The organism is Cupriavidus cauae (assembly GCF_026210475.1).
GTDB lineage: Bacteria > Pseudomonadota > Gammaproteobacteria > Burkholderiales > Burkholderiaceae > Cupriavidus > Cupriavidus cauae.
Genome location: NZ_CP080293.1, coordinates 2202001 through 2221002 on the forward strand (window position 1 = coordinate 2202001; position 19002 = coordinate 2221002).

The following is a 19002-nucleotide window of genomic DNA, read 5'->3' on the forward strand; positions in this document are numbered from 1 at the left end:
GGTCAGTTCCTCCGTGCCACGCCATCCGTGCGCTCGATCCGCACCATGGCGCCCTTGTCGCCGCCCAGGCGCAGCTCTGCCGCGCCAAAGAGGCGATCCACGATGTAGTACGGCGAGCGGAAGCGGTAGTTCACCAGTTGCCCGTCGCCTTCCGGCCCTATCACGAACAGCGGCGGCAGCTCGCCTTGCGCGATGCCAGCGGGGAACTGGATATAGACCTTCTGCCCGTCGTCGAAGGCGCGCAACGGCTTCCACGGCGGATTGCTGCCGCTGATTGCGTAGCGGAAGCGCAGGTTCTCTAGCGCCAGCCCGGCATCGACCGGCGCGGCGGCATTGGCCGCCTGCGCTTGGCGCTGTAGCGCCAGCATCCGGTCGCGCGGGTACTCCCAGGACACCGACGCCATCCACGTCTTTTCCGTCGAAGCCAGCTCCAGCAGGTACGTCCTGCGGCTGGTGGTGATGACGAGATTGGTCTTGAGGCCTGAGCGAATCGGCTTGACCAGCACGTTCACGCGCAGATCGGCACCGCTGCCGCTGGACGTGTCGCCCACGATCCAGCGCACGGTATCGCCAGCGGCCACCGTCACCAGTTCCTCGCCCGGCTGGAGCGAAACCACGGTCACGCGGCCCACGGCCGCATAGACCTGATAGAGCGCCCCGTCCGTGAAGGGCCAAACCTGAATCGCATTGACGTAGCCCTCGCGCGTGGGGGCTACGCGGGCCTCGGCATTGGCGCGCGAGACGCGCACCTTCTCGTCAGCCGGCTCCGGCGCAGGTTTGGCGTCCTCAGCTTCGGGCAACGGTTTCAACTGCGCCGGCATCGGTAGAACCTCGGGCACGGCCACCACCTCCACCGGCGCGGGCGGCTCCGGCAGCGGCTGGGCCTGCACCGGCTCATCGAGCGAGATGGTCGGCGGTGGCTTGCCCTGCGAGGCGCAGCCCACGAGGGCAAGCAGGATCACCGGCAAAGCGGATTTACGGAAAAGATCATTCATGGCTTGGCTCCTTCGGAAGAATCCAGTTCGCGGCTCCACGACAGGCCGTTGACGTAGATGCCCAGGGGGTTCTTGCGCAGGCGTTCTTCGGTGCGCGGCGGCTGGAGCACGATGGACACCACGGCCGTCCACCGCTCCAGGCCCGCCGCGGCGCCGTTGACGTAGCGGCGTTCCGTCCAGCGCACGTTGAAAGACGTGTCGCTGGCGCGCACGACGCTGGTGATCTGCACCGTCACCGACTCCTTGCCGATGCGCGCGAACGGGTCGTTGACTCGCGCGTAGTCGTTGAGCACGGCCGCGCCCTTGTCGGTCGTGTAATCGTAGGCGTCCAGCCAGTTCTGGCGGACGACGATGGGGTCGATGGACAGCGAGCGCACCAGCGTCACGAAGCGCGCGATGTGGTGCGCCGTCTGTGCATCGTTGGGCCGGTACGGCGTGGCGGCTTCGCCCACGGCGCGCACCTGGCCCGCGTTGTCCACCTCCACGACGTAGGGCGTCACGAAGGACTGCGCCGAGCGCCACACCAGGCCGCCGGCCATCAACAGCGCGAGCGTCAGACAGCCGAAGGCCATCAGGCGCCAGTTCTTCGCCTGCACGCGCGGCGAGCCGATACGGTCGTCCCACACCTGGCCGGCAGCTTGGTACGGCGTGGCAGGCTGCGGCGTGTCGGCATAGCGCACCTGCGGTTTTCTGAATCGCATGGTCAGTTCTCCTTGTGAATCGCTTTACTCGTCGGAGCCGCGCAGGCTCGGGCCTTGCCCCGAGCCGCCACCGTCACCGCCGCGCAGCGTGTGCGCGGCGGTGGTCGCGGCGTGGGTGAGTTGCTGGCGGCGATGCAGCCGCTTGGCCCAGGCGGGTTGTTCCGGCTTCTGTGCAGCGGCGTCGCCTGCGGGGGCTTCTCCTGCGGAGGCTTGGCCGGCTGACGCGCCAGCGTCGGCCATCGAGCCATTCCAGCCAGCACGGAACGGAGCGGCCATCCGCTGCCCGGCAGCGGAAGCACGGGATGCAGCCGCGTATCCGGCGGCCTGCGCGCCGGTCTTGGCGACGTTGCCCAGGCCCGCCATCGCGCCCTTTGCGCCGCCGCCAGCGGCGGCGGAACCGGCCTGGAACGCCGACTTCGCACTGCCGGCCGCCGTCGTGGCGGCGCGCGCACCGCTTCCGGCCAGCTTGGCGGCAGCCGGGGCCATGCGCGCGCCAGCAGCCACGGCGCCACCCACGCCCGTCGCGGCGGCGCCGATGGCGACAGCCGTGCCGGCAGCGCCGACAGCAGCACCGGCCATTGCGCCAGCGCCGAGCTGCGGCGCACCGGACACGAGGCCCGTGGCGACGCCGGGGCCGAAGATCCCCAGCGCCAGCAAGGTGAGCGAGGCCAGCATGATGACCAGCGCGTGGTCGATGGACGGTTCGGCGGGATGGACTTGAAACTGCGCGAACAGGCCCGAGCCGATGCCCACGATCACGGCCAGCACCAGTACCTTGACGCCGGACGACACCACGTTGCCCAGCACCTTCTCGGCGAGGAAGCTGGTCTTGTTCCACAGCGCGAACGGCACCAACACGAAGCCCGCGAGTGTGGTCAGCTTGAACTCGATCAGCGTGATGAAAAGCTGGATCGCCAGCACGAAGAAGCACAGGACCACGACCAACCAAGCGAGGAACATCACCACGATGGGATCGAGGTTCACGAACACCTCGGGAAACCCGGCCATCTCGCCGATCTGTTCCAGAATTGGCGCCCCGGCGTCGATGCCGGTCTTGGCCAGCCGGCCCGGCTGGAGGAAGTTCTCCATCGTGATGGCCGAGCCGGTGGCGGTGATGCCCAACCCGGCGAACGAGCGGAACACGATGCTGGCCAGCCAGTTGAAGTTGTTGAGGATATAGGCGAAGGCACCGACGTAGAGCACCTTGCGCAGCAGCTTGGCGATCACGTCCTCGCCCTGGCCGGTGGCATGGCTCATGGCCCAATACAGGCCGGCGATCGTCATGTCGATGACGATCAGCGTGGCCGTGAGGAACGCCACTTCGCCCCGCAGCAGTCCGAAACCCGAGTCGATGTAGGTGGCGAAGGTGTTGAGGAACTGGTCGATGATGGTCACGTCATTCATGGCGTGTCCTCCGGTTCGACGGGAACGGCCGGCGCCATGCCATCGGCCGATTCCTCGAAGCTCGGCGGGATCGGCGGCAGGTCGGGCAGCGTCAGGTATTCATCAGGCCCGGCCTGGCCAGAAAAGAAGCGCCGCCGGAAGGCTTCGGTAGCGGCGCGGCAGGCGTCCTCGCCCGTAGCCTGTCGGTCGGCCGCGCATTGCGCGCGCAATGCCTTGAGCCGCACGGGATCGGCGGCCAAGGCATCGGCAAGATTGTCGGCCGGCTGCTCGCTGCAAGCGGCCAGCAGCACAGCACACAGGACGAGGACACATCGCATGGCGGCCTCCCGTCAGTCGCGGTAGAAGTTCACGGTCTGCGGCGTGTACGGCGTGCCTTCGCCCAGGAAGCGCCGCCGCACTTCGCGGGCACGTTCCGTGGCCGCCGCCTGTCGCGCCAGCTCCAGCGAGGCGGCCCGGTCTTGTGTGATCTGGAGCCGTTGCGCCTGTATCGATTGCTTGGCCTGCAAGGCGAGCAACTGATTCATGGCCTGCATGGCCTGCAATGCACCGTGGGCCGACTGGCTCTTGCTCACAAGGTCGGCCAGCACGCTTTCGTCTTCGCCCAGGTTCTGCGACACCTGCGCCTGCATCTGCATGGTGGTCTGCAAGCCGTTGAGCGTGTTCCGCCAACGCTCCTGCGCGTCGCGGTACATCTGGTCGCCGCTGACGGTGGCGGCGTACTGCTCGGGATACAGGCGCGCGAACTCCCGATCGAGGTTCGTCACGTCGTAGGCCAAGCCGCGAGCCTGAGCGATCAGCCGCTCGGTCGTCGCCAGATTGGCGCGCAACTGGTTCACCACGCTGGACGGCAGGCTGGCGAGGTTGCGCGCCTGGTTCATCAGCATCTGCGCTTCGTTCTGAAGCTGCTGGATCTGGTTGTTGATCTGCTCCAGCGTGCGAATCGCGGTCAGCGTGTTCTGCACGAAGTTGGACGGATCGAACACCGTGATGGCAGATGCCGGTTGTACGGCCAGCAGCGATACCGACAGCGCGGCGGCGAGAGAAATGGAAAGCGCACGGATCTTCATAGCTGGTTCTCCAATAGGTGGTCAGCGGTACGGAGGGAACCCGGCGCGAGGCCGGGGAACGAGGGCAGCAGATCGGCCGCCCAATCGAGGCCGCAATGGCGCAGCCAGCCGCCTGCGAAGCCGGGCGTGCCGGCGTCCAGCAGCACGCGGTCCATGTCGCGCTGGTCTTGCGGCGTGGAAGCGCCCGCAAAGGCCAGCGTCGCCGGCCCCAGGTCGAGGTCGAATAGGCGGTTGCCGAAGCGGGATTGGTAGTAGTAGTCGCGCTTGGGCTGCGCGGTGGCGACGATTTCGATCTGCCGTGAGTTCAGGCCGAAGCCCTCGTAGATCGTACGAATCTGCGGCTCGGTCGCCTGCGGGTTCGGCAGGAAGATGCGGCTTGCGCAGCTCTCGATGATCGCGGGTGCGATGCTCGAATCCTTGATGTCCGCCAGCGATTGCGTGGCGAAGATGACACTGACGTTCTTTTTCCTGAGCGTCTTGAGCCATTGCCGGATACGCGCGGCAAACACCGGGTCATCGAGGAACAGCCACGCTTCATCGAGGATCAGCAGCGTGGGCGCACCGTCGAAGCGTTCATCGAAGCGCGCAAAGAGGTAATGCAGCACGGCCATGACGGCGGCCTTGTTGTGCATCAGTTCCTCCATCTCGAAGCACTGCACGTCGGCCATGCCTAGCCGGTCATGGTCGGCGTCCAGCAGCTTGCCGTGGGCACCGCCGAGCACATAGGGCGACAGCGCCTGACGCAGCGTGTTCGATTGCAGCAGCACGGAAAGCCCCGTCATCGTGCGCTGCTCCAACGGCGCACCGGCGAGGCTTCCCAGCGCCGACCAGATAGCCGCTTTCTCGTCGGGACCGACCGCCACGCCTTCATGCAGCAAGCGGCCTTCGATCCATTCGGCCGCCCAGGTGCGGTAGCCCTCGCGGTCGATGTGTGCCAAGGGCTGGAAGGCGATTTCGCCGTCCGTCCCGAGGTCGTAGTGCTCGCCGCCCAGCCCGAGAACCGTGGCGCGCATCGAGCGGCCCATGTCGAACGCGAAGATGCGCGAGCCGCGATAGCGGCGGAACTGCATTGCCAGCGTGGCGAGCAAAACCGACTTGCCCATGCCGGTCGGCCCCGCGACCAGCGTGTGGCCCACGTCGCCGATGTGCGTCACCAGCCGGAACGGCGTCGCGCCATCGGTGCGCGTGACGATCAGCGGCGGGCCGTCGAGGTGGTCGTTCTTCTCCGGCCCCGCCCATACCGCCGACACCGGCATCATGTGAGCCAGGTTCAGCGTCGAGACGATGGGCTGCCGCACGTTGGCGTAGGCGTTGCCCGGAATGGACGACAGCCACGCATCCACGGCGTTGAGCGTTTCCGGGATGGTGATGAAGCCGCGTCCCTGAATGACGCGCTCAACCATGCGCAGCTTCTCGTCGGCCACGGCCGGGTCGGCATCGAGCACCGTCACCGTCGCGGTGAGGTAGCCGAAGGCGACTTGATCGCTGCCCAGCTCCTGCAAGGCCGCGTCTGCATCCGCCGCCTTGTTGCTGGCGTCGGTATCCACCAGCGGGCTTTCTTGCTGGAAGATCGTTTCGCGCAGCAGCGCGATGACGTTCTTGCGCTTGGCGAACCACTGGCGGCGCAGGCGCCCCAACTCCCGTTCCGCCTCGGCTTTGTCGAGGCACAGGAAGCGCGTGCTCCAGCGGTAGGCAAAGCCGAGGCGGTTGAGGTCGTCCAGAATCCCCGGCCAGGTCGAGGTCGGGAAGCCCCGCACCGACACCACGCGCAGGTGCTGGTCGCCCAGCATCGGTGCCAGGCCACCGACCAGCGCGGAATCGGTCAGCAGCGCGTCGATGTGGAACGGCACTTCGGGCACGCCGACGCGATAGCGCCGCGTCGAGATGGTGGCGTGTAGGTAGGTCAGCGTCTGGCTGTCATCGAGCCAGGTGATTTCCGGCATCACGCCATCGAGCAGGTCAAAGACGCGATCCGTCTCCGCGACGAAGGCTTGCAGGCGCTCGCGCCAGTCCACGCCATTCGTCGGCGTGTTCTCGTAGAGCATCTTGGCGGCACGGGCGCGCGATTCCTCGGGCGGCAGGTACACCAGCGTCAGGTGATAGCCGCTCTCGAAGTGGTTGCCCGAGTCCTCGAAGGTGGCGCGGCGTTCCTCGTCCACCAGCCACGACAGTGGCTCGGGAAACTCCGAGTGCGGATAGTCGGCGGCGGGTCGGCGCTCTGCTTCAATGAACAGCGCCCAGCCCGAACCCATGCGGCGCAGGGCGTTGTTCAGGCGTGCCGACGTGGCGATCAACTCGCCTTGCGTCGCGCTGTCGAGGTCAGGCCCGCGAAACCGGGCCGTGCGCTGGAAACTGCCGTCCTTGTTCAAGACGACGCCCGGCGCAACCAATCCAGCCCACGGCAGCCAGTCGGCGAGCAATGCGGGTCGCTGGCGGTATTCGGCAAGGTTCAGCATGGCGGCGTCCCCTCACACGTCCAGCAGCGGGCGGTGCTTGATGTGCCGGGCGAACACGGCCATGAACTGCGGATCGACGCGCGCGCCCCATACCGCCAGCGAATGGCCGACGATCCAGAGCACGACGCCAGGAATCCACAGTTGCAGGCCTAGCCCGACGGCGGCGGCCAGCGTGCCGTTGGCGATTGCCACGGTGCGCGGCGCACCGCCCAGCAGGATCGGCTCGGTCAGCGAGCGATGCAGCGGCACCTCGAACCCAGCCGCGAAGGTATCCGGGCCGCTCATACGACGGCCCCGCCGGAGAAGCTGAAGAACGACAGGAAGAAGCTCGAAGCCGCGAACGCGATGGACAGGCCGAACACGATCTGGATCAGCTTGCGGAAACCACCCGACGTGTCGCCGAAGGCCAGCGCGAGGCCGGTTGCGATGATGATGATGACCGCGACGATGCGCGCCACCGGCCCCTGGATGGATTCGAGGATGGATTGCAGCGGGCCTTCCCACGGCATCGAGGAACCGGCGGCCTGCGCGGTGCCGGCCAGGAACAGCAGCAGCGCGGCCAGCAGCAGCCCTTGCCCAGCAGGGCGGGCCAGGCTACGCAGCCGTGCAAGGCGCAAAGCCGGATTTACGGAAACACGGAAAGCAGAAATGGTCATCTGCGTCATGGCAGTTCTCCAGGTTGGTCAGGGGACGGGGAAGTCGCCGCAGCGGATGCGGCATCGGGGATCGGCAGTAGCTCGGGAAACGACGTTTCCAGCGCGTCCGCCAGTTGGTAGCCCACGCCGTCGAAGCCGACGACGCGGGCGATGCTCTCGATGCGGCGCTTGCGCCCGCGCCCGACGATGTGGATCACCACGTTGACCGCCTCGGCGATCAGCGCACGGGGCGGATTCACGGCCACTTCGAGAATCAGTTGTTCCAGGCGCAGCAGCGCGCCCAGCGCGGAGCCGGCATGGATCGTGGCGATGCCGCCGGGGTGGCCCGTGCCCCACACCTTGATGAGATCCAGCGCCTCGGCGCCGCGCACCTCGCCGACGACGACGCGATCCGGCCGCAGGCGCATGGACGAGCGCACCAGTTCCGTCATGGACACCACGCCTGCGCGCGTGCGCAGTGGAACGTGGTCGCGCGCCGCGCATTGCAGTTCCACCGTGTCTTCGAGCACCAGTACGCGGTCGCCGGTGGCGGCGATCTCGGCCAGCAGTGCATTGGCCAAGGTCGTCTTGCCGCTGCTGGTAGCGCCGGCGATCAGCACGTTCTGACGCTCGCGCACGGCGCGAACGAGAAAGCCCGCTTGGGCGCTGGTCATCATCCCGTCGATGACGTACCGCTCCAGCGGAATCACGCCGATGGCGCGCTTGCGCAGCGCGAAGGCCGGCCCCGGTGCAGCAGGCGGCAAGATGCCCTCGAAGCGTTCGCCCGTCTCGGGCAGCTCCGCCGACAAGAGCGGCTGGCCGCGATGGACTTCCGCGCCGACATGGGCCGCGACCAGGCGGATGATTCGCTCGCCATCAGCCTCGGGCATCTCAACGCCCATCGGCGCGCGGCCCGACGACAGGCGATCCACCCAAAGGGTGCGATCCGGGTTGAGCATGATTTCCACCACGTCGGGGTCTTCGAGCGCAGCGGCGATCAGCGGCCCCATTGCCGTGCGCAGCATCTGGATGCGGCGGTCGAGCGACGTGGCACTCATGGACTGCGGAACGGCGCTCATGACGCACGCTCCTGCGCTTGCGCGGCTGCCGCCGCGTCCTCCATCTGCATCGGGTCGGCATGCAGTTCCTCCACCACGTCGCGCACCAGGCTGCGGCCCCGCAGCAGGTTGCGGCCAAGCTGCTCGGTGAACTGCTCGAAGCGCGCCTTGCCCTGGGCGCGCGCCGCCTCCTGATGGGCCTCCGGCACCGGCGTGCTGACGGTCAGGTAGTAGCGGATGAACAGTGCCAGCGTCTCGATGGCGATGTTCTGGTCGCGCTCCATGCGCTCGGCCTGACGCGACAGGCGATCAAGCCGCTTGGCGATGGCCGCCTCGCGCTGGTCGGCGGCATCGGGCGACAGCCACGATGCGAGCGCCGCCGCGACGATGGACGACTTGGACACGCCTTTCTTGGCGGCCAGCTCGTCCAGGCGCTTGGCGTGCTCCGGCTGGATAAAGAGATTCAGGCGGTAGTGGCTCATAGCTCGATTCCGTCGTTGGGGTCGAGGGAAGCCAGCCGGGCCGTGCGCTGCATGGCCGGATTAAGCTGGCGAGGAAGGGGAAGCGGCAGGTCGTCGTCGTCATCGAGCAGGTCGAGGTCGGCGGTGCTCGCGGCCAGCTCGGGGGCGTAGGCGACGGTTTCGGAGAGTTCGGGTTGACGGCGTGGGCCACCGTCGTCGGTCGAAGCGCCGAAGCCTTCGGCGGCATCGGCCGCAGGCGCGGCGGGTACAGCAGGAATCGCCAGGCCGCTCCAGTCGTCCGGGCGCACCGGCGGCGCGTCGGCGTATCGGCCGTCCGCCAGCACAGGAGGCGGCAGCACGCGCCGCTTGAAATTGGCGTCCGCGTAGTAGCGCAGCTTCTTCGCCTTGATCGGCGCCACGCTCGACACCATCACCACCGCCACGTCAGGCGGAAGCTGCATGACTTCGCCGGGCGTCAGCAGCGGGCGCGCGGTTTCCTGACGCGACACCATGAGGTGGCCCAGCCACGGAGCCAGCCGGTGGCCTGCGTAATTGCGCTGGGCGCGCAGTTCGGTCGCAGTGCCCAACGTCTCGGAAATGCGCTTGGCGGTGCGCTCGTCATTCGTCGCAAACGTCACGCGCACATGGCAGTTGTCCAGAATCGAATGGTTCTGGCCGTAGGCTTTGTCGATCTGGTTGAGCGACTGCGCGATGAGGAAGCTGCGGATGCCATAGCCCGCCATGAAGGCTAGGGCCGTCTCGAAGAAGTCCAGACGCCCCAGCGCTGGGAACTCATCGAGCATCAGCAGCAGCTTGTGGCGGCGTGCGATGCCGTCGGAGCCATCGAGCGACTCGGTGAGGCGCCGGCCGATCTGGTTGAGGATCAGGCGGATGAGCGGCTTTGTCCGCGAAATGTCCGAAGGCGGCACCACCAGATATAGCGATACCGGATGCTCGGCCGCGATCAGATCGGCGATGCGCCAGTCGCAACGCGAGGTGACTTCGGCCACCGTGGGATCGCGGTACAGGCCGAGGAACGACATGGCAGTGCTCAACACGCCGGAACGCTCGTTGTCCGACTTGTTGAGCACTTCGCGCGCCGCCGATGCGACGACCGGATGCGGCCCATCGCCGAGGTGCGGCGTGGTCATCATCCGATGCAAGGTCAGCTCGAACGGGCTGGCCGGATCGGAGAGGAAGTTGGCGACGCCGCGCAGCGTCTTGTCTTCGCCCGCGTAGAGGACATGCAAGATGGCCCCGACCAGCAGCGCGTGGCTGGTCTTCTCCCAATGGTTGCGCTTCTCCAGCGCACCTTCGGGATCAACCAGAATGTCCGCGATGTTCTGCACATCGCGCACCTCATGCGCGCCGCGCCGCACCTCCAGCAGCGGGTTGTAGGCCGCCGACTTCGCATCGGTCGGGTTGAACAGCAGGCAATGCGAGAAGCGCGAGCGCCAGCCCGCAGTGATCTGCCAGTTCTCGCCTTTGATGTCGTGGATGACGGCGGATGCAGGCCAGGACAGCAGCGTCGGCACCACGAGGCCGACGCCCTTGCCCGAGCGCGTAGGCGCGAAGGTCAGGACGTGTTCCGGGCCTTCATGCCGCAGGTACTGGCGGTCGTGCTGGCCGAGGAAGACGCCGGCTGGATGCGTGAGGCCCGCCATGCGAATGTCCTGCGCGTTAGCCCAACGCGCCGAGCCGTAGGTGGTGACGAGGCGAGCTTGGCGCGAGCGCCAGACCGACATGGCGATGGCAACGCCCACGGCGACCATGCCACTGGCGCCGGCGATGGCGCCGCCGGTGTCGAATACTTCCGGCGCATAGGCGCCGAAGAAGAACCACCACTCAAACAGCTTCCACGGGTGGTAGATCGGCGTGCCAAGAAGATCGAACCAGGGAGAGCCAAGGCGTACTTGATAGCCAAGGGCCGCTGCTGTCCATTGTGTGGCGCCCCACACGCCGGCGATCACGATGCCGAACACCACGGCGATCTGACCGAACAGCACGTTCGTCCCTTGCATGACCTGGCCTCCGATTTCTCCTGCGCTGATTCCTCATGGAAATCGCGGCACAGGAACGTGCCGCATGCGTCAGGATCGGTGCCGGGTCAGTGCCGGTCAAAGACCGTTTTCAGCAGAATGGTCGAGCAAAAAGAAAGAATTAGTGTGACGGCGAGCCGAAGAAAAGCGCCGCAAGCGAAGGCGCATCGCGGCGTGTCGGACAAGAATATGAAGCCGATGCGGCGCGTCACCGACGATCAGAACTTGGGCGATTGTTTCGGTGGCGTGTACGGAGTATCACGGTCGCCATAGAACCGTTTGCGCGTGGCTTCGGCGACCCGATCGCATATCGTATCGCCCAACTTGGGGCGGTCGGTCTTGCATTGCAGACGCAGTTCTTTGAGGTGCTCTGGGTTAGCCGCCAGTTCTTCTACTGTCGGAATCCTTGCCTTTGAATTGGTGGCGTTCAGAGGTGTCTCGGACTGACCGCAGGCGGTCAAGGCAGCCACCAGCAAGAACGGAATGATCTTCTTCATGGCATCAGTTCCTCCGGGTGATCGGGATTGCGGCCTCGTGCGGGTCTGGGAGTTTCTGGCAGATCGATGGCCTTTACGCGCTCAATGAACCGCGCCAGTTCATCGGACGGATCACTGTCAAGACGAAGCAAATAGGTCGTCAGCGGTGGCACGCGTGACGCCAAAGGTCGTGCCACCACACCTGATTCACGACTGGCGGCAATGTGAGCTGCACCCGCCAACCCAAGTGCGAAGCCCGCTGACACCAACGCCATCATCAAATCGCTTGTGGCAACTCGCTCCGCGACCAGCGGCTCCATGTCCACTCGGCGAAGCACCCGCTCAACATGCTTCGCGAGGCCTTCACAGACTTGCGGATCGCACAGTACCAATGGGTAGCGCAGTAACTCATCCAAGGGGATGCGCTTGTGGATCAGCAGCGGATGCCGGGCGGGCACCGCCACCATCAACGCATCGCTCCAGGCGGGCAAAGCGACGATGCCGTCGCCCACTTCATCGGATTGGGCAAATCCCACGTCGTACAGGTCATCATGCAGCCCTTTGATCTGCTGCGACAGCGGCACCTCGAAGAAGCGAATTTCGACCTCGGGCTCCTCTTGTCGGCATAGCGCCAGCAAGGCCGGTAAGCGCGAAGGCGTGATGCCATCCGACAAGGCCACACGCAATTGCCCGTGGAAACCATTGGCGACCGCTTTCACGCTGTCACGCGCCTGCTGCAAGGCAGTAAAGATGCGTGGCACGTGTTCCAGGAAGAGCTGGCCCGCGCGGGTGAGGCGGGTACTGCGGGTGGTGCGTTCGAATAATTGCACACCCAAGTCCTCCTCCAATTCCTTGATGGCCCGCGACAATGGCGACTGCTCGATATGTAGCCGCTCGGCGGCGCGCGCGAAGTGGAGTTCTTCCGCGACAGCGATGAAGCATCGAAGGTGGCGCAACTCCACTGTGCCCTTCCTATTCAAGCCGCCGTATAACCGCCATCTACCACCATGGCGCTGCCGCACATGAAGCTGGCACCTTCGGACAGCAGGAAGCAGGCTGCGTGGGCGATCTCCTCGGGCCGGCCCAGGCGCCCGATGGCGTGCAGCCCCTTCAGCGCTGCCAGTGTGGCCTCGTCGAGCGCCTTGAGCAGCGGAGTTTCGATATAGCCCGGATGGAGCGAGTTGATGCGGACGCCCTGTGCCGAATAGGCCAACGCCGCCGAGCGCGTGAGACCTGTCACCCCGTGCTTGGCCGCGACGTAGGCCGGTGCGTCCGCGCTGCCGACTAATCCCAGGACCGACGACATGTTGACGATGGCGCCGCCGCCGGCGGCCAGGATGGCCGGGATCTGCGCGCGCATGGCATGCTGCACACCCGAGAGGTTGGTATCGATGACACGTTGCCATTCCTCGGCCGCCAGTTCGCCTGCAGGCTTGAGTTCTCCGGCAATGCCAGCGTTGTTGAAAGCCAGGTGCAGAGAACCGAAATGCTTGAGTGCGCACTGCACCGCCGCACCGGCGTCCTCGGGTTTGGCCGCATTGCCCTCGTGTGCCACGGCGCGGCCGCCGGCGGCGATGATGGCCTGTGTCACACGTCGGGCGGCCTCGAAGTCGATGTCGGAGGCAACCACCTGCACACCATTTATGGCGAGCAGGTGTGCCGTTGCCTCGCCGATACCCGAGCCGGCGCCACTGACCAGCGCGCTGTCACCTTTGAAGATGTATTTCATAGTGAATCGTCCTCCTTCGGGATTTGATTGATTCATAGTTCGGACGGTGACTCTCCGCGCTCAACTAGCACGAGTGCGATGGCACAGCACGCCAGAGCGCGTCGCAAAGATGCGCCGCCGCAGTGCGTACCGGCGCCATGGTTTTGAAATGGGCGACGAGGCGCTCGACACCGCTTTGAGCACCTGCGCGAGCGCCTCCACGGGCTGTTGATTCATGTGATCTCTTTTCTGCGCGACTGGCGCACCAGCATCACGGGAACAGGTGCGATACGCGCCACCTGTTCCGCATCGCTTCCCAGCAGCAGCCGGTCCACCCCACGGCGTCCATGGGTGCCCAGGATGACCAGGTCGCAATCGTTCTCCTTGGCCTGCCGGGCAATTTGCTCTGATACCCGCTCTGCAGTGCTTTCAAGCAGTACTGTCTCTGTTGCAATTCCGTCCTGACGCAGCCGGTTTGCGGCCTCGTCCAACAAGGCATGCCCGGCTGCCAGGAAGTGAGGGCGGACGTCCTCGATGTAGACCTTGGGGCGCTCGAAACCCGTGCTGTGCCGGGTCGGCTCGATGACATGCAGCAGGACCACGGTGGCGCCGTTCAGGCGTGCCATGTCCGCCGCATGATCGAGGGCCAGAAGGGATGTGGGACTGCCATCAAGCGGCACCAGAAATCGTGAATACATGGAACTCCTCCAAGAGCTGCGGATTGCCGCGTCGGAAGTCAGCCGCTCGCGCAGTGGGCTCAAGACATGTGCTGACCGCCGTTCATCGCCACGTTGCTGCCGGTCATGAAGGCGGCGGCTTCGCTGGCGATGAAGGCGACAAGAGCTGCAATCTCGGCCGGCTGGCCGAGACGGCCAACCGGAATCGCATCGATGATCTTCTGGCGCATGTCCTCTCGCACCGCCATCACCATCTCGGTGGCCAGATAGCCCGGCGAGACGGTGTTGACCGTCACGCCCTTGCGCGCCACCTCCTGTGCGAGCGCCTTGGTGAATCCATGTACCCCGGCCTTGGCCGCCGAATAATTGGTCTGCCCGAACTGGCCCTTGCTGCCGTTGATCGAAGAGATGTTGACGATGCGGCCCCAGCCGCGCTCGGCCATCGGGTCGATGAACGGCTTGGTGACGTTGAACATGGAGTCCAGGTTGGTGCGCAGTACGGCATCCCAACCGGCCTTGTCGAGCTTGCGCAGCGTTGCATCGCGGGTGATGCCGGCGTTGTTCACCAGGATGTCGATCCGATGACCGTCGGCGTGGATGCGCCGCGCCAGTTCCTGCGTTGATTCGTAGTCCGATACATCCACCCCGTAGGCGGCAAATGAGTAGCCCTGTGTCGCTTGCGCTTGCTGCCACTGGCCAATCGTGGTGTTGCCGGGGGTATGCGTGACGATCACGCGGTGGCCGGCATCGTGCAGGGCACGGGCGATCGCAGCGCCCAACCCCCGGTTGCCTCCCGTCACGAGCGCCGTCCGTTGCGTCGTATTCATTGCCGTCCCCTCATTTCTTGGTCTTGCCCTGGGGTACGGCGCTTGGGGCGGTCCAGGGCTGCGCCAAGCGCTGGCAAAGCTGCGTGAAAGAGGCTGCGTCGCCACTGGCGCCGAATGCCTCGGAGACAGATTCCTGCCAAGTCGTGAGCGCTTGGCGCAGACCATTGGCAAAGGCCGCCTGGCTTTGGGCTGCTACTTGCCCGACCGCTTGGGCATCGCCCATGCGGCCTTGGCACAGGCGCCAGAACACCTCGGACGGCAAGGTCGCGAGCGCCTGCCAGTCGGCTGCCTGTTGGAGGCCCTGGATGCGCGAGGTGGTCTCCAGCACGCCGCCAGCGCTGAGCTGTTGCATGGCTTAACAGAACCGACAGGGGCTCTGTCAATTTGATGACGACGGCAGGGAAACGGTGACCGTGATAAAGCGATTTCGTTTTCTTCACCACTTCATTCTACCGCTGCCTCGCCATCAAATTGACAGAGCCTTGCTGGGGTGTGCATTTCAGAAATTTCTGATCTAAGCGACCTGCGCCCCTTTCCTAGTTCGCGAATTTTATGACAGCACCCCAGAGATTTTTCGATGTGCGATTGCACAATGAGCTTGACCTCGTTCGCTGGCACCTCCGTAGATACCCTGTGTTGTATCGATTCTGTGTGACGGTTGTGCTGACCTGCGTCCTTCGGTTTGTGCCTGGCAGAAGGCGGCGCCCAAACGCAGGAAGCATCTGGCCGTTTAACGCAGGATGCTTGGGCCGAATTGCGACAGATGACGATCCCGCAGCAGCTCACCTGTAAATGCATTGCTGCAAAGCAGCAATAAAGGCTCATTTCTGCCGATGGCACGCGACTTGCTTTGAGATATCAAAACACAGAATCGGAGACACAGGCGATGCACAAGCAAGCAGCCCTTGAGGCGGAACCCAGGTTCGATCCGAACCTCAGGTTTGTCAGCGTTACCGCCATCAACACACAGGGATTCGTCCAGTTCGAATTTTCAGTCGGCACCCCCGAGCTCTGTGTCGAGCTCATGCTGCCTATTGCTGCGTTCGAAGAATTTTGCCTCGCGCAGAAGGTGACGCGATTGGATGCCTTCGGCGAGATTGTGCGGCATTGATTTTCTTGTGAGCAGCGCCGAGCAGCCTGATGAAGCGCGCCTAGTCTGATCGCATCCCATCCCGGTTCACAACCACAGGAGCAGTTAATGACCATCGATTTGAAGACGCGGGAAATCAAACCACTGCGTCACACCTACACGCACGTGGCTCAATACATCGGAGCCGATAAAGCCGCTTCGCGCTATCAGGAAGGCACTGTAGGTGCTCAACCGGCAGCGAATTTTCATTACCGGCCCACGTGGGATCCCGAGCATGAACTGTTCGACACGTCGCGCACCGCGATCCAAATGAAGGACTGGTATGCGCTGAAAGACCCGCGTCAGTTCTACTACGCGTCGTGGACGATGACCCGAGCGCGGCAGCAAGACGCGATGGAATCCAACTTCGAGTTTGTCGAGTCGCGCGGCATGATCGATCTCGTTTCCGATGAGGTTCGACAACAGGCGCTTTCCGTTCTCGTGCCTTTGCGCCACGCGGCCTGGGGCGCGAACATGAACAACTCCCAGATCTGTGCCCTGGGTTATGGCACGACCTTCACTGCGCCGGCTATGTTCCACGCAATGGACAATCTGGGTGTAGCGCAGTATCTCACACGACTGGCGCTGGTAATGTCCGGACCCGATCTTCTTGACGAAGCCAAGCAAGCCTGGATGACGAGTCCCGATTGGCAACCGTTGCGTCGTTATGTGGAAAACACTCTGGTGCTGCAAGATCCGGTGGAACTGTTCGTCGCCCAGAATCTGGCGCTCGACGGTCTTCTTTATCCCATGATCTACGGCGCTTTCGTCGACGATTACATCACACTCAACGGTGGTAGCGCAGTGGCAATGCTAACCACTTTCATGCCCGAGTGGCATGACGAATCCAGTCGCTGGGTCGATGCGGTAGTGAAGACCATGGCGGCCGAATCGGAGGATAACAAAGCGCTGCTCATTCACTGGTTGCGTACCTGGGAAGATCAGGCGGCGTCAGCGTTGTTGCCTGTCGCTGAAATGGCTTTGGCGGAAAACGGCCACGACGCCTTGGAAGAAGTAAGGCAGCGACTTCGTGCCCGCGTTGCGAAGGCCGGGATTGTTCTGTAACCGCTAATTTATATTCCTGACCGTCATAGAGGAATGTTCATGTCTAACGTATTTATCGCGTTTCAGGCTAACGAGGAGTCTCGACCGGTGGTGGAGGCGATTCTCGCTGATAACCCTAATGCGGTCGCCACAGAATCGCCTGGCATGGTGAAGATCGATGCGCCCGGGCATCTCACAATAAACCGTCAAAGCATCGAAGACCGGATCGGCATGAAGTTCGATCTCCAGCAAATCCACATCAACCTGATCACCTTGTCCGGATATATCGACGAGGATGACGAACAGTTCACGCTGAGCTGGAAACACTGAACACGGCAAAGAGGAAATTGAAATGGACACTTCTGTGCAGAAGAAGAAACTCGGTTTAAAGGATCGCTACGCAGCGATGACCCGCGGACTTGGCTGGCAGACGAGCTACCAGCCGATGGACAAGGTGTTCCCGTACGACAAGTACGAAGGCATCAAGATCCACGATTGGGATAAATGGGAAGACCCCTTCCGCCTGACCATGGACGCCTACTGGAAATATCAGGGCGAGAAGGAAAAAAAGCTTTACGCCGTCATCGACGCTTTCGCGCAGAACAACGGGCAGTTGAGCATTTCCGACGCGCGCTATGTCAACGCACTCAAGGTGTTTATCCAGGGTGTGACACCGCTGGAGTATATGGCACACCGAGGTTTTGCCCACGTTGGTCGGCATTTTACGGGTGAAGGGGCGCGTGTTGCTTGCCAGATGCAGTCCATCGACGAGCTGCGTCACTTCCAGACCGAAATGCATGCTCTCTCGCACTACAACAAGTATTTTAACGGCCTGCACAACTCCATCCATTGGTACGACCGGGTCTGGTATTTGTCGGTGCCCAAGTCATTTTTTGAAGACGCGGCCACCGGTGGACCGTTCGAGTTTCTTACTGCGGTGAGCTTTTCGTTCGAATATGTGTTGACCAACCTGCTGTTTGTCCCCTTCATGTCGGGTGCTGCTTACAACGGGGACATGTCGACGGTCACCTTCGGTTTTTCGGCGCAAAGTGACGAATCGCGCCACATGACACTCGGCATCGAATGCATCAAGTTCATGCTGGAACAGGATCCGGACAACGTGCCCATCGTGCAGCGCTGGATCGACAAGTGGTTCTGGCGCGGCTATCGGCTGTTGAGCATCGTGGCCATGATGCAGGACTACATGCTGCCTAACCGGGTGATGAGCTGGCGCGAGAGCTGGGAGATGTACGTCGAGCAGAACGGCGGCGCGCTGTTCAAGGATCTTGCGCGTTACGGCATCCGTAAGCCCAAGGGCTGGGACCAGGCTTGCGAAGGCAAGGACCACATCAGCCATCAGACCTTCGCCGTGTTCTATAACTATAACGCCGCGGCCCCCATCCACACCTGGGTTCCCACAGAAGAAGAAATGGGGTGGCTGTCGGAGAAGTACCCCGAGACGTTCGACAAGTATTACCGTCCGCGTTGGGACTACTGGCGCGAGCAGGCCGCCAAGGGCAACCGTTTCTACAACAAGACGCTGCCGATGCTCTGCACTACCTGCCAGATTCCGATGATATTCACCGAGCCTGGCGACGCAACCAAGATCTGCTATCGCGAGTCGGACTACCTCGGCGACAAGTATCACTTCTGCAGCGACCACTGCAAGGAGATTTTTGACAACGAACCCGAGAAGTTCGTGCAGTCATGGCTTCCGCCGCAGCAAGTGTATCAAGGAAACTGTTTCAAGCCGGATGCCGATCCGACCAAGGAAGGTTTCGATCCCTTGATGGCCTTGCTCGACTACTACAACCTGAATGTAGGCCGGGACAACTTCGATTTCGAGGGGTCGGAAGACCAAAAGAACTTTGCTGCCTGGCGTGGAGAGGTCTTGCAAGGAGAAGCCAAATGAGCGTTGTTGCCCTCAAACCCTACAAGTTCCCGGCACGAGACGCGCGCGAAAACTTTCCGGCGCCGTTGCTGTTTATCGGCTGGGAAGACCATCTGTTGTTTGCGGCACCAGTTGCCTTGCCCCTGCCGTCGGACACGTTGTTCGGTGCGCTGTGCACCCAGGTGTTGCCCGGCACTTATGGCTATCACCCCGATTTCTCAAAAATCGACTGGAGCCAGGTGCAGTGGTTTAAGTCCGGCCAGCCGTGGCATCCCGACCCGGCGAAGTCGCTGGCTGAAAACGGTCTGACGCACAAAGACGTGATCCGCTTTCGCACGCCTGGCTTGAACGGTCTGAGCGGTTCCTGCAATTGAGATTGCGTCATGGCAGCGCAATCACACCGCAGCCGAAGTTACAGGCCGCGGTGTGATTGG

At 63.6% G+C, this 19002-nt stretch carries 22 protein-coding genes; 5 read left to right on the forward strand and 17 right to left on the reverse strand.

What is annotated here, in order from left to right; all coding sequences use genetic code 11:
* Positions 1-2: 2 nt before the first annotated feature.
* From trbG to KZ686_RS09965, 17 genes are all read right to left on the reverse strand, one after another.
* Positions 3-995, reverse strand: coding sequence for a P-type conjugative transfer protein TrbG (trbG, locus tag KZ686_RS09885; RefSeq protein ID WP_011516113.1), 993 nt, complete (start codon positions 993-995; stop codon positions 3-5).
* The gene (gene trbF / locus KZ686_RS09890) at positions 992-1696 is read right to left on the reverse strand and encodes a conjugal transfer protein TrbF (RefSeq protein ID WP_011516112.1); all 705 of its coding nucleotides are present in this window, start codon (positions 1694-1696) and stop codon (positions 992-994) included. Before trbF ends, trbG begins: the two co-directional genes overlap by 4 nt.
* 24 nt (positions 1697-1720) lie before the next feature.
* Positions 1721-3100, reverse strand: a complete 1380-nt coding sequence (trbL, locus tag KZ686_RS09895) for a P-type conjugative transfer protein TrbL (protein WP_011516111.1) — start codon at positions 3098-3100, stop codon at positions 1721-1723.
* Positions 3097-3417: a hypothetical protein gene (locus tag KZ686_RS09900; RefSeq protein WP_011516110.1), complete on the reverse strand. Its 321-nt coding sequence runs from the start codon at positions 3415-3417 to the stop codon at positions 3097-3099. Before KZ686_RS09900 ends, trbL begins: the two co-directional genes overlap by 4 nt.
* Positions 3418-3429: 12 nt before the next feature.
* The gene (gene trbJ, locus KZ686_RS09905) at positions 3430-4167 is read right to left on the reverse strand and encodes a P-type conjugative transfer protein TrbJ (protein WP_011516109.1); all 738 of its coding nucleotides are present in this window, start codon (positions 4165-4167) and stop codon (positions 3430-3432) included.
* Positions 4164-6623 carry a conjugal transfer protein TrbE gene (gene trbE, locus KZ686_RS09910; protein WP_176042654.1) on the reverse strand — a complete coding sequence of 820 codons (2460 nt, stop codon included), beginning with the start codon at positions 6621-6623 and terminating at the stop codon, positions 4164-4166. The genes trbJ and trbE overlap by 4 nt, the downstream gene beginning before the upstream one ends.
* Before the next feature lie 12 nt (positions 6624-6635).
* The gene (locus tag KZ686_RS09915) at positions 6636-6908 is read right to left on the reverse strand and encodes a VirB3 family type IV secretion system protein (RefSeq protein ID WP_003138984.1); all 273 of its coding nucleotides are present in this window, start codon (positions 6906-6908) and stop codon (positions 6636-6638) included.
* Positions 6905-7288, reverse strand: coding sequence for a TrbC/VirB2 family protein (locus tag KZ686_RS09920; RefSeq protein WP_011516107.1), 384 nt, complete (start codon positions 7286-7288; stop codon positions 6905-6907). The genes KZ686_RS09915 and KZ686_RS09920 overlap by 4 nt, the downstream gene beginning before the upstream one ends.
* Positions 7285-8337 (reverse strand): P-type conjugative transfer ATPase TrbB, encoded by a 1053-nt coding sequence (trbB, locus tag KZ686_RS09925; protein ID WP_066132405.1) that lies wholly within the window; start codon positions 8335-8337, stop codon positions 7285-7287. The genes KZ686_RS09920 and trbB overlap by 4 nt, the downstream gene beginning before the upstream one ends.
* Entirely contained in the window at positions 8334-8798 is a 465-nt protein-coding gene (locus KZ686_RS09930; RefSeq protein ID WP_021159346.1) for a ribbon-helix-helix protein, CopG family, read from the reverse strand. Before KZ686_RS09930 ends, trbB begins: the two co-directional genes overlap by 4 nt.
* Positions 8795-10798, reverse strand: a complete 2004-nt coding sequence (locus tag KZ686_RS09935) for a conjugal transfer protein TraG (RefSeq protein ID WP_021159345.1) — start codon at positions 10796-10798, stop codon at positions 8795-8797. The genes KZ686_RS09930 and KZ686_RS09935 overlap by 4 nt, the downstream gene beginning before the upstream one ends.
* A 236-nt stretch (positions 10799-11034) precedes the next feature.
* The gene (locus KZ686_RS09940) at positions 11035-11313 is read right to left on the reverse strand and encodes an EexN family lipoprotein (RefSeq protein ID WP_011516102.1); all 279 of its coding nucleotides are present in this window, start codon (positions 11311-11313) and stop codon (positions 11035-11037) included.
* On the reverse strand, positions 11310-12254 hold the full coding sequence (locus KZ686_RS09945; protein ID WP_021159343.1) for a LysR family transcriptional regulator: 945 nt from the start codon (positions 12252-12254) through the stop codon (positions 11310-11312). The genes KZ686_RS09940 and KZ686_RS09945 overlap by 4 nt, the downstream gene beginning before the upstream one ends.
* Positions 12255-12268: 14 nt before the next feature.
* Positions 12269-13021: an SDR family NAD(P)-dependent oxidoreductase gene (locus KZ686_RS09950; RefSeq protein ID WP_021159342.1), complete on the reverse strand. Its 753-nt coding sequence runs from the start codon at positions 13019-13021 to the stop codon at positions 12269-12271.
* A gap of 212 nt (positions 13022-13233) precedes the next feature.
* Positions 13234-13698 (reverse strand): universal stress protein, encoded by a 465-nt coding sequence (locus tag KZ686_RS09955; RefSeq protein ID WP_011516099.1) that lies wholly within the window; start codon positions 13696-13698, stop codon positions 13234-13236.
* A 59-nt stretch (positions 13699-13757) separates the two neighbouring features.
* Positions 13758-14504, reverse strand: a complete 747-nt coding sequence (phbB, locus tag KZ686_RS09960; protein WP_011516098.1) for an acetoacetyl-CoA reductase — start codon at positions 14502-14504, stop codon at positions 13758-13760.
* Positions 14505-14514: 10 nt separating this feature from the next.
* Entirely contained in the window at positions 14515-14856 is a 342-nt protein-coding gene (locus tag KZ686_RS09965) for a hypothetical protein (RefSeq protein ID WP_035822233.1), read from the reverse strand.
* Between the two features lie 534 nt (positions 14857-15390).
* Between KZ686_RS09965 and KZ686_RS09970 the strand changes: the two genes are divergently transcribed.
* From KZ686_RS09970 to KZ686_RS09990, 5 genes are all read left to right on the forward strand, one after another.
* Positions 15391-15615: a phenol hydroxylase subunit gene (locus tag KZ686_RS09970; protein WP_011516097.1), complete on the forward strand. Its 225-nt coding sequence runs from the start codon at positions 15391-15393 to the stop codon at positions 15613-15615.
* A gap of 87 nt (positions 15616-15702) precedes the next feature.
* A complete protein-coding gene (locus KZ686_RS09975; RefSeq protein ID WP_094068165.1) occupies positions 15703-16698 on the forward strand; it encodes an aromatic/alkene monooxygenase hydroxylase subunit beta in 996 nt (331 codons plus the stop codon).
* A 39-nt stretch (positions 16699-16737) separates the two neighbouring features.
* On the forward strand, positions 16738-17007 hold the full coding sequence (locus tag KZ686_RS09980; RefSeq protein WP_094068166.1) for an MmoB/DmpM family protein: 270 nt from the start codon (positions 16738-16740) through the stop codon (positions 17005-17007).
* A 22-nt stretch (positions 17008-17029) separates the two neighbouring features.
* The gene (locus KZ686_RS09985; protein ID WP_094068167.1) at positions 17030-18589 is read left to right on the forward strand and encodes an aromatic/alkene/methane monooxygenase hydroxylase/oxygenase subunit alpha; all 1560 of its coding nucleotides are present in this window, start codon (positions 17030-17032) and stop codon (positions 18587-18589) included.
* A complete protein-coding gene (locus KZ686_RS09990) occupies positions 18586-18942 on the forward strand; it encodes a phenol hydroxylase subunit P4 (RefSeq protein WP_011516093.1) in 357 nt (118 codons plus the stop codon). Before KZ686_RS09985 ends, KZ686_RS09990 begins: the two co-directional genes overlap by 4 nt.
* Positions 18943-19002 lie beyond the last annotated feature (60 nt).

Coding starts and splice junctions, on each gene's coding strand:
- trbG (WP_011516113.1), bottom strand. CDS start 995: ATGAATGATCTTTTCCGTAAATCCGCTTTGCCGGTGATCCTGCTTGCC.
- trbF (WP_011516112.1), bottom strand. CDS start 1,696: ATGCGATTCAGAAAACCGCAGGTGCGCTATGCCGACACGCCGCAGCCT.
- trbL (WP_011516111.1), bottom strand. CDS start 3,100: ATGAATGACGTGACCATCATCGACCAGTTCCTCAACACCTTCGCCACC.
- KZ686_RS09900 (WP_011516110.1), bottom strand. CDS start 3,417: ATGCGATGTGTCCTCGTCCTGTGTGCTGTGCTGCTGGCCGCTTGCAGC.
- trbJ (WP_011516109.1), bottom strand. CDS start 4,167: ATGAAGATCCGTGCGCTTTCCATTTCTCTCGCCGCCGCGCTGTCGGTA.
- trbE (WP_176042654.1), bottom strand. CDS start 6,623: ATGCTGAACCTTGCCGAATACCGCCAGCGACCCGCATTGCTCGCCGAC.
- KZ686_RS09915 (WP_003138984.1), bottom strand. CDS start 6,908: ATGAGCGGCCCGGATACCTTCGCGGCTGGGTTCGAGGTGCCGCTGCAT.
- KZ686_RS09920 (WP_011516107.1), bottom strand. CDS start 7,288: ATGACGCAGATGACCATTTCTGCTTTCCGTGTTTCCGTAAATCCGGCT.
- trbB (WP_066132405.1), bottom strand. CDS start 8,337: ATGAGCGCCGTTCCGCAGTCCATGAGTGCCACGTCGCTCGACCGCCGC.
- KZ686_RS09930 (WP_021159346.1), bottom strand. CDS start 8,798: ATGAGCCACTACCGCCTGAATCTCTTTATCCAGCCGGAGCACGCCAAG.
- KZ686_RS09935 (WP_021159345.1), bottom strand. CDS start 10,798: ATGCAAGGGACGAACGTGCTGTTCGGTCAGATCGCCGTGGTGTTCGGC.
- KZ686_RS09940 (WP_011516102.1), bottom strand. CDS start 11,313: ATGAAGAAGATCATTCCGTTCTTGCTGGTGGCTGCCTTGACCGCCTGC.
- KZ686_RS09950 (WP_021159342.1), bottom strand. CDS start 13,021: ATGAAATACATCTTCAAAGGTGACAGCGCGCTGGTCAGTGGCGCCGGC.
- KZ686_RS09955 (WP_011516099.1), bottom strand. CDS start 13,698: ATGTATTCACGATTTCTGGTGCCGCTTGATGGCAGTCCCACATCCCTT.
- phbB (WP_011516098.1), bottom strand. CDS start 14,504: ATGAATACGACGCAACGGACGGCGCTCGTGACGGGAGGCAACCGGGGG.
- KZ686_RS09965 (WP_035822233.1), bottom strand. CDS start 14,856: ATGCAACAGCTCAGCGCTGGCGGCGTGCTGGAGACCACCTCGCGCATC.
- KZ686_RS09970 (WP_011516097.1), top strand. CDS start 15,391: ATGCACAAGCAAGCAGCCCTTGAGGCGGAACCCAGGTTCGATCCGAAC.
- KZ686_RS09975 (WP_094068165.1), top strand. CDS start 15,703: ATGACCATCGATTTGAAGACGCGGGAAATCAAACCACTGCGTCACACC.
- KZ686_RS09980 (WP_094068166.1), top strand. CDS start 16,738: ATGTCTAACGTATTTATCGCGTTTCAGGCTAACGAGGAGTCTCGACCG.
- KZ686_RS09985 (WP_094068167.1), top strand. CDS start 17,030: ATGGACACTTCTGTGCAGAAGAAGAAACTCGGTTTAAAGGATCGCTAC.
- KZ686_RS09990 (WP_011516093.1), top strand. CDS start 18,586: ATGAGCGTTGTTGCCCTCAAACCCTACAAGTTCCCGGCACGAGACGCG.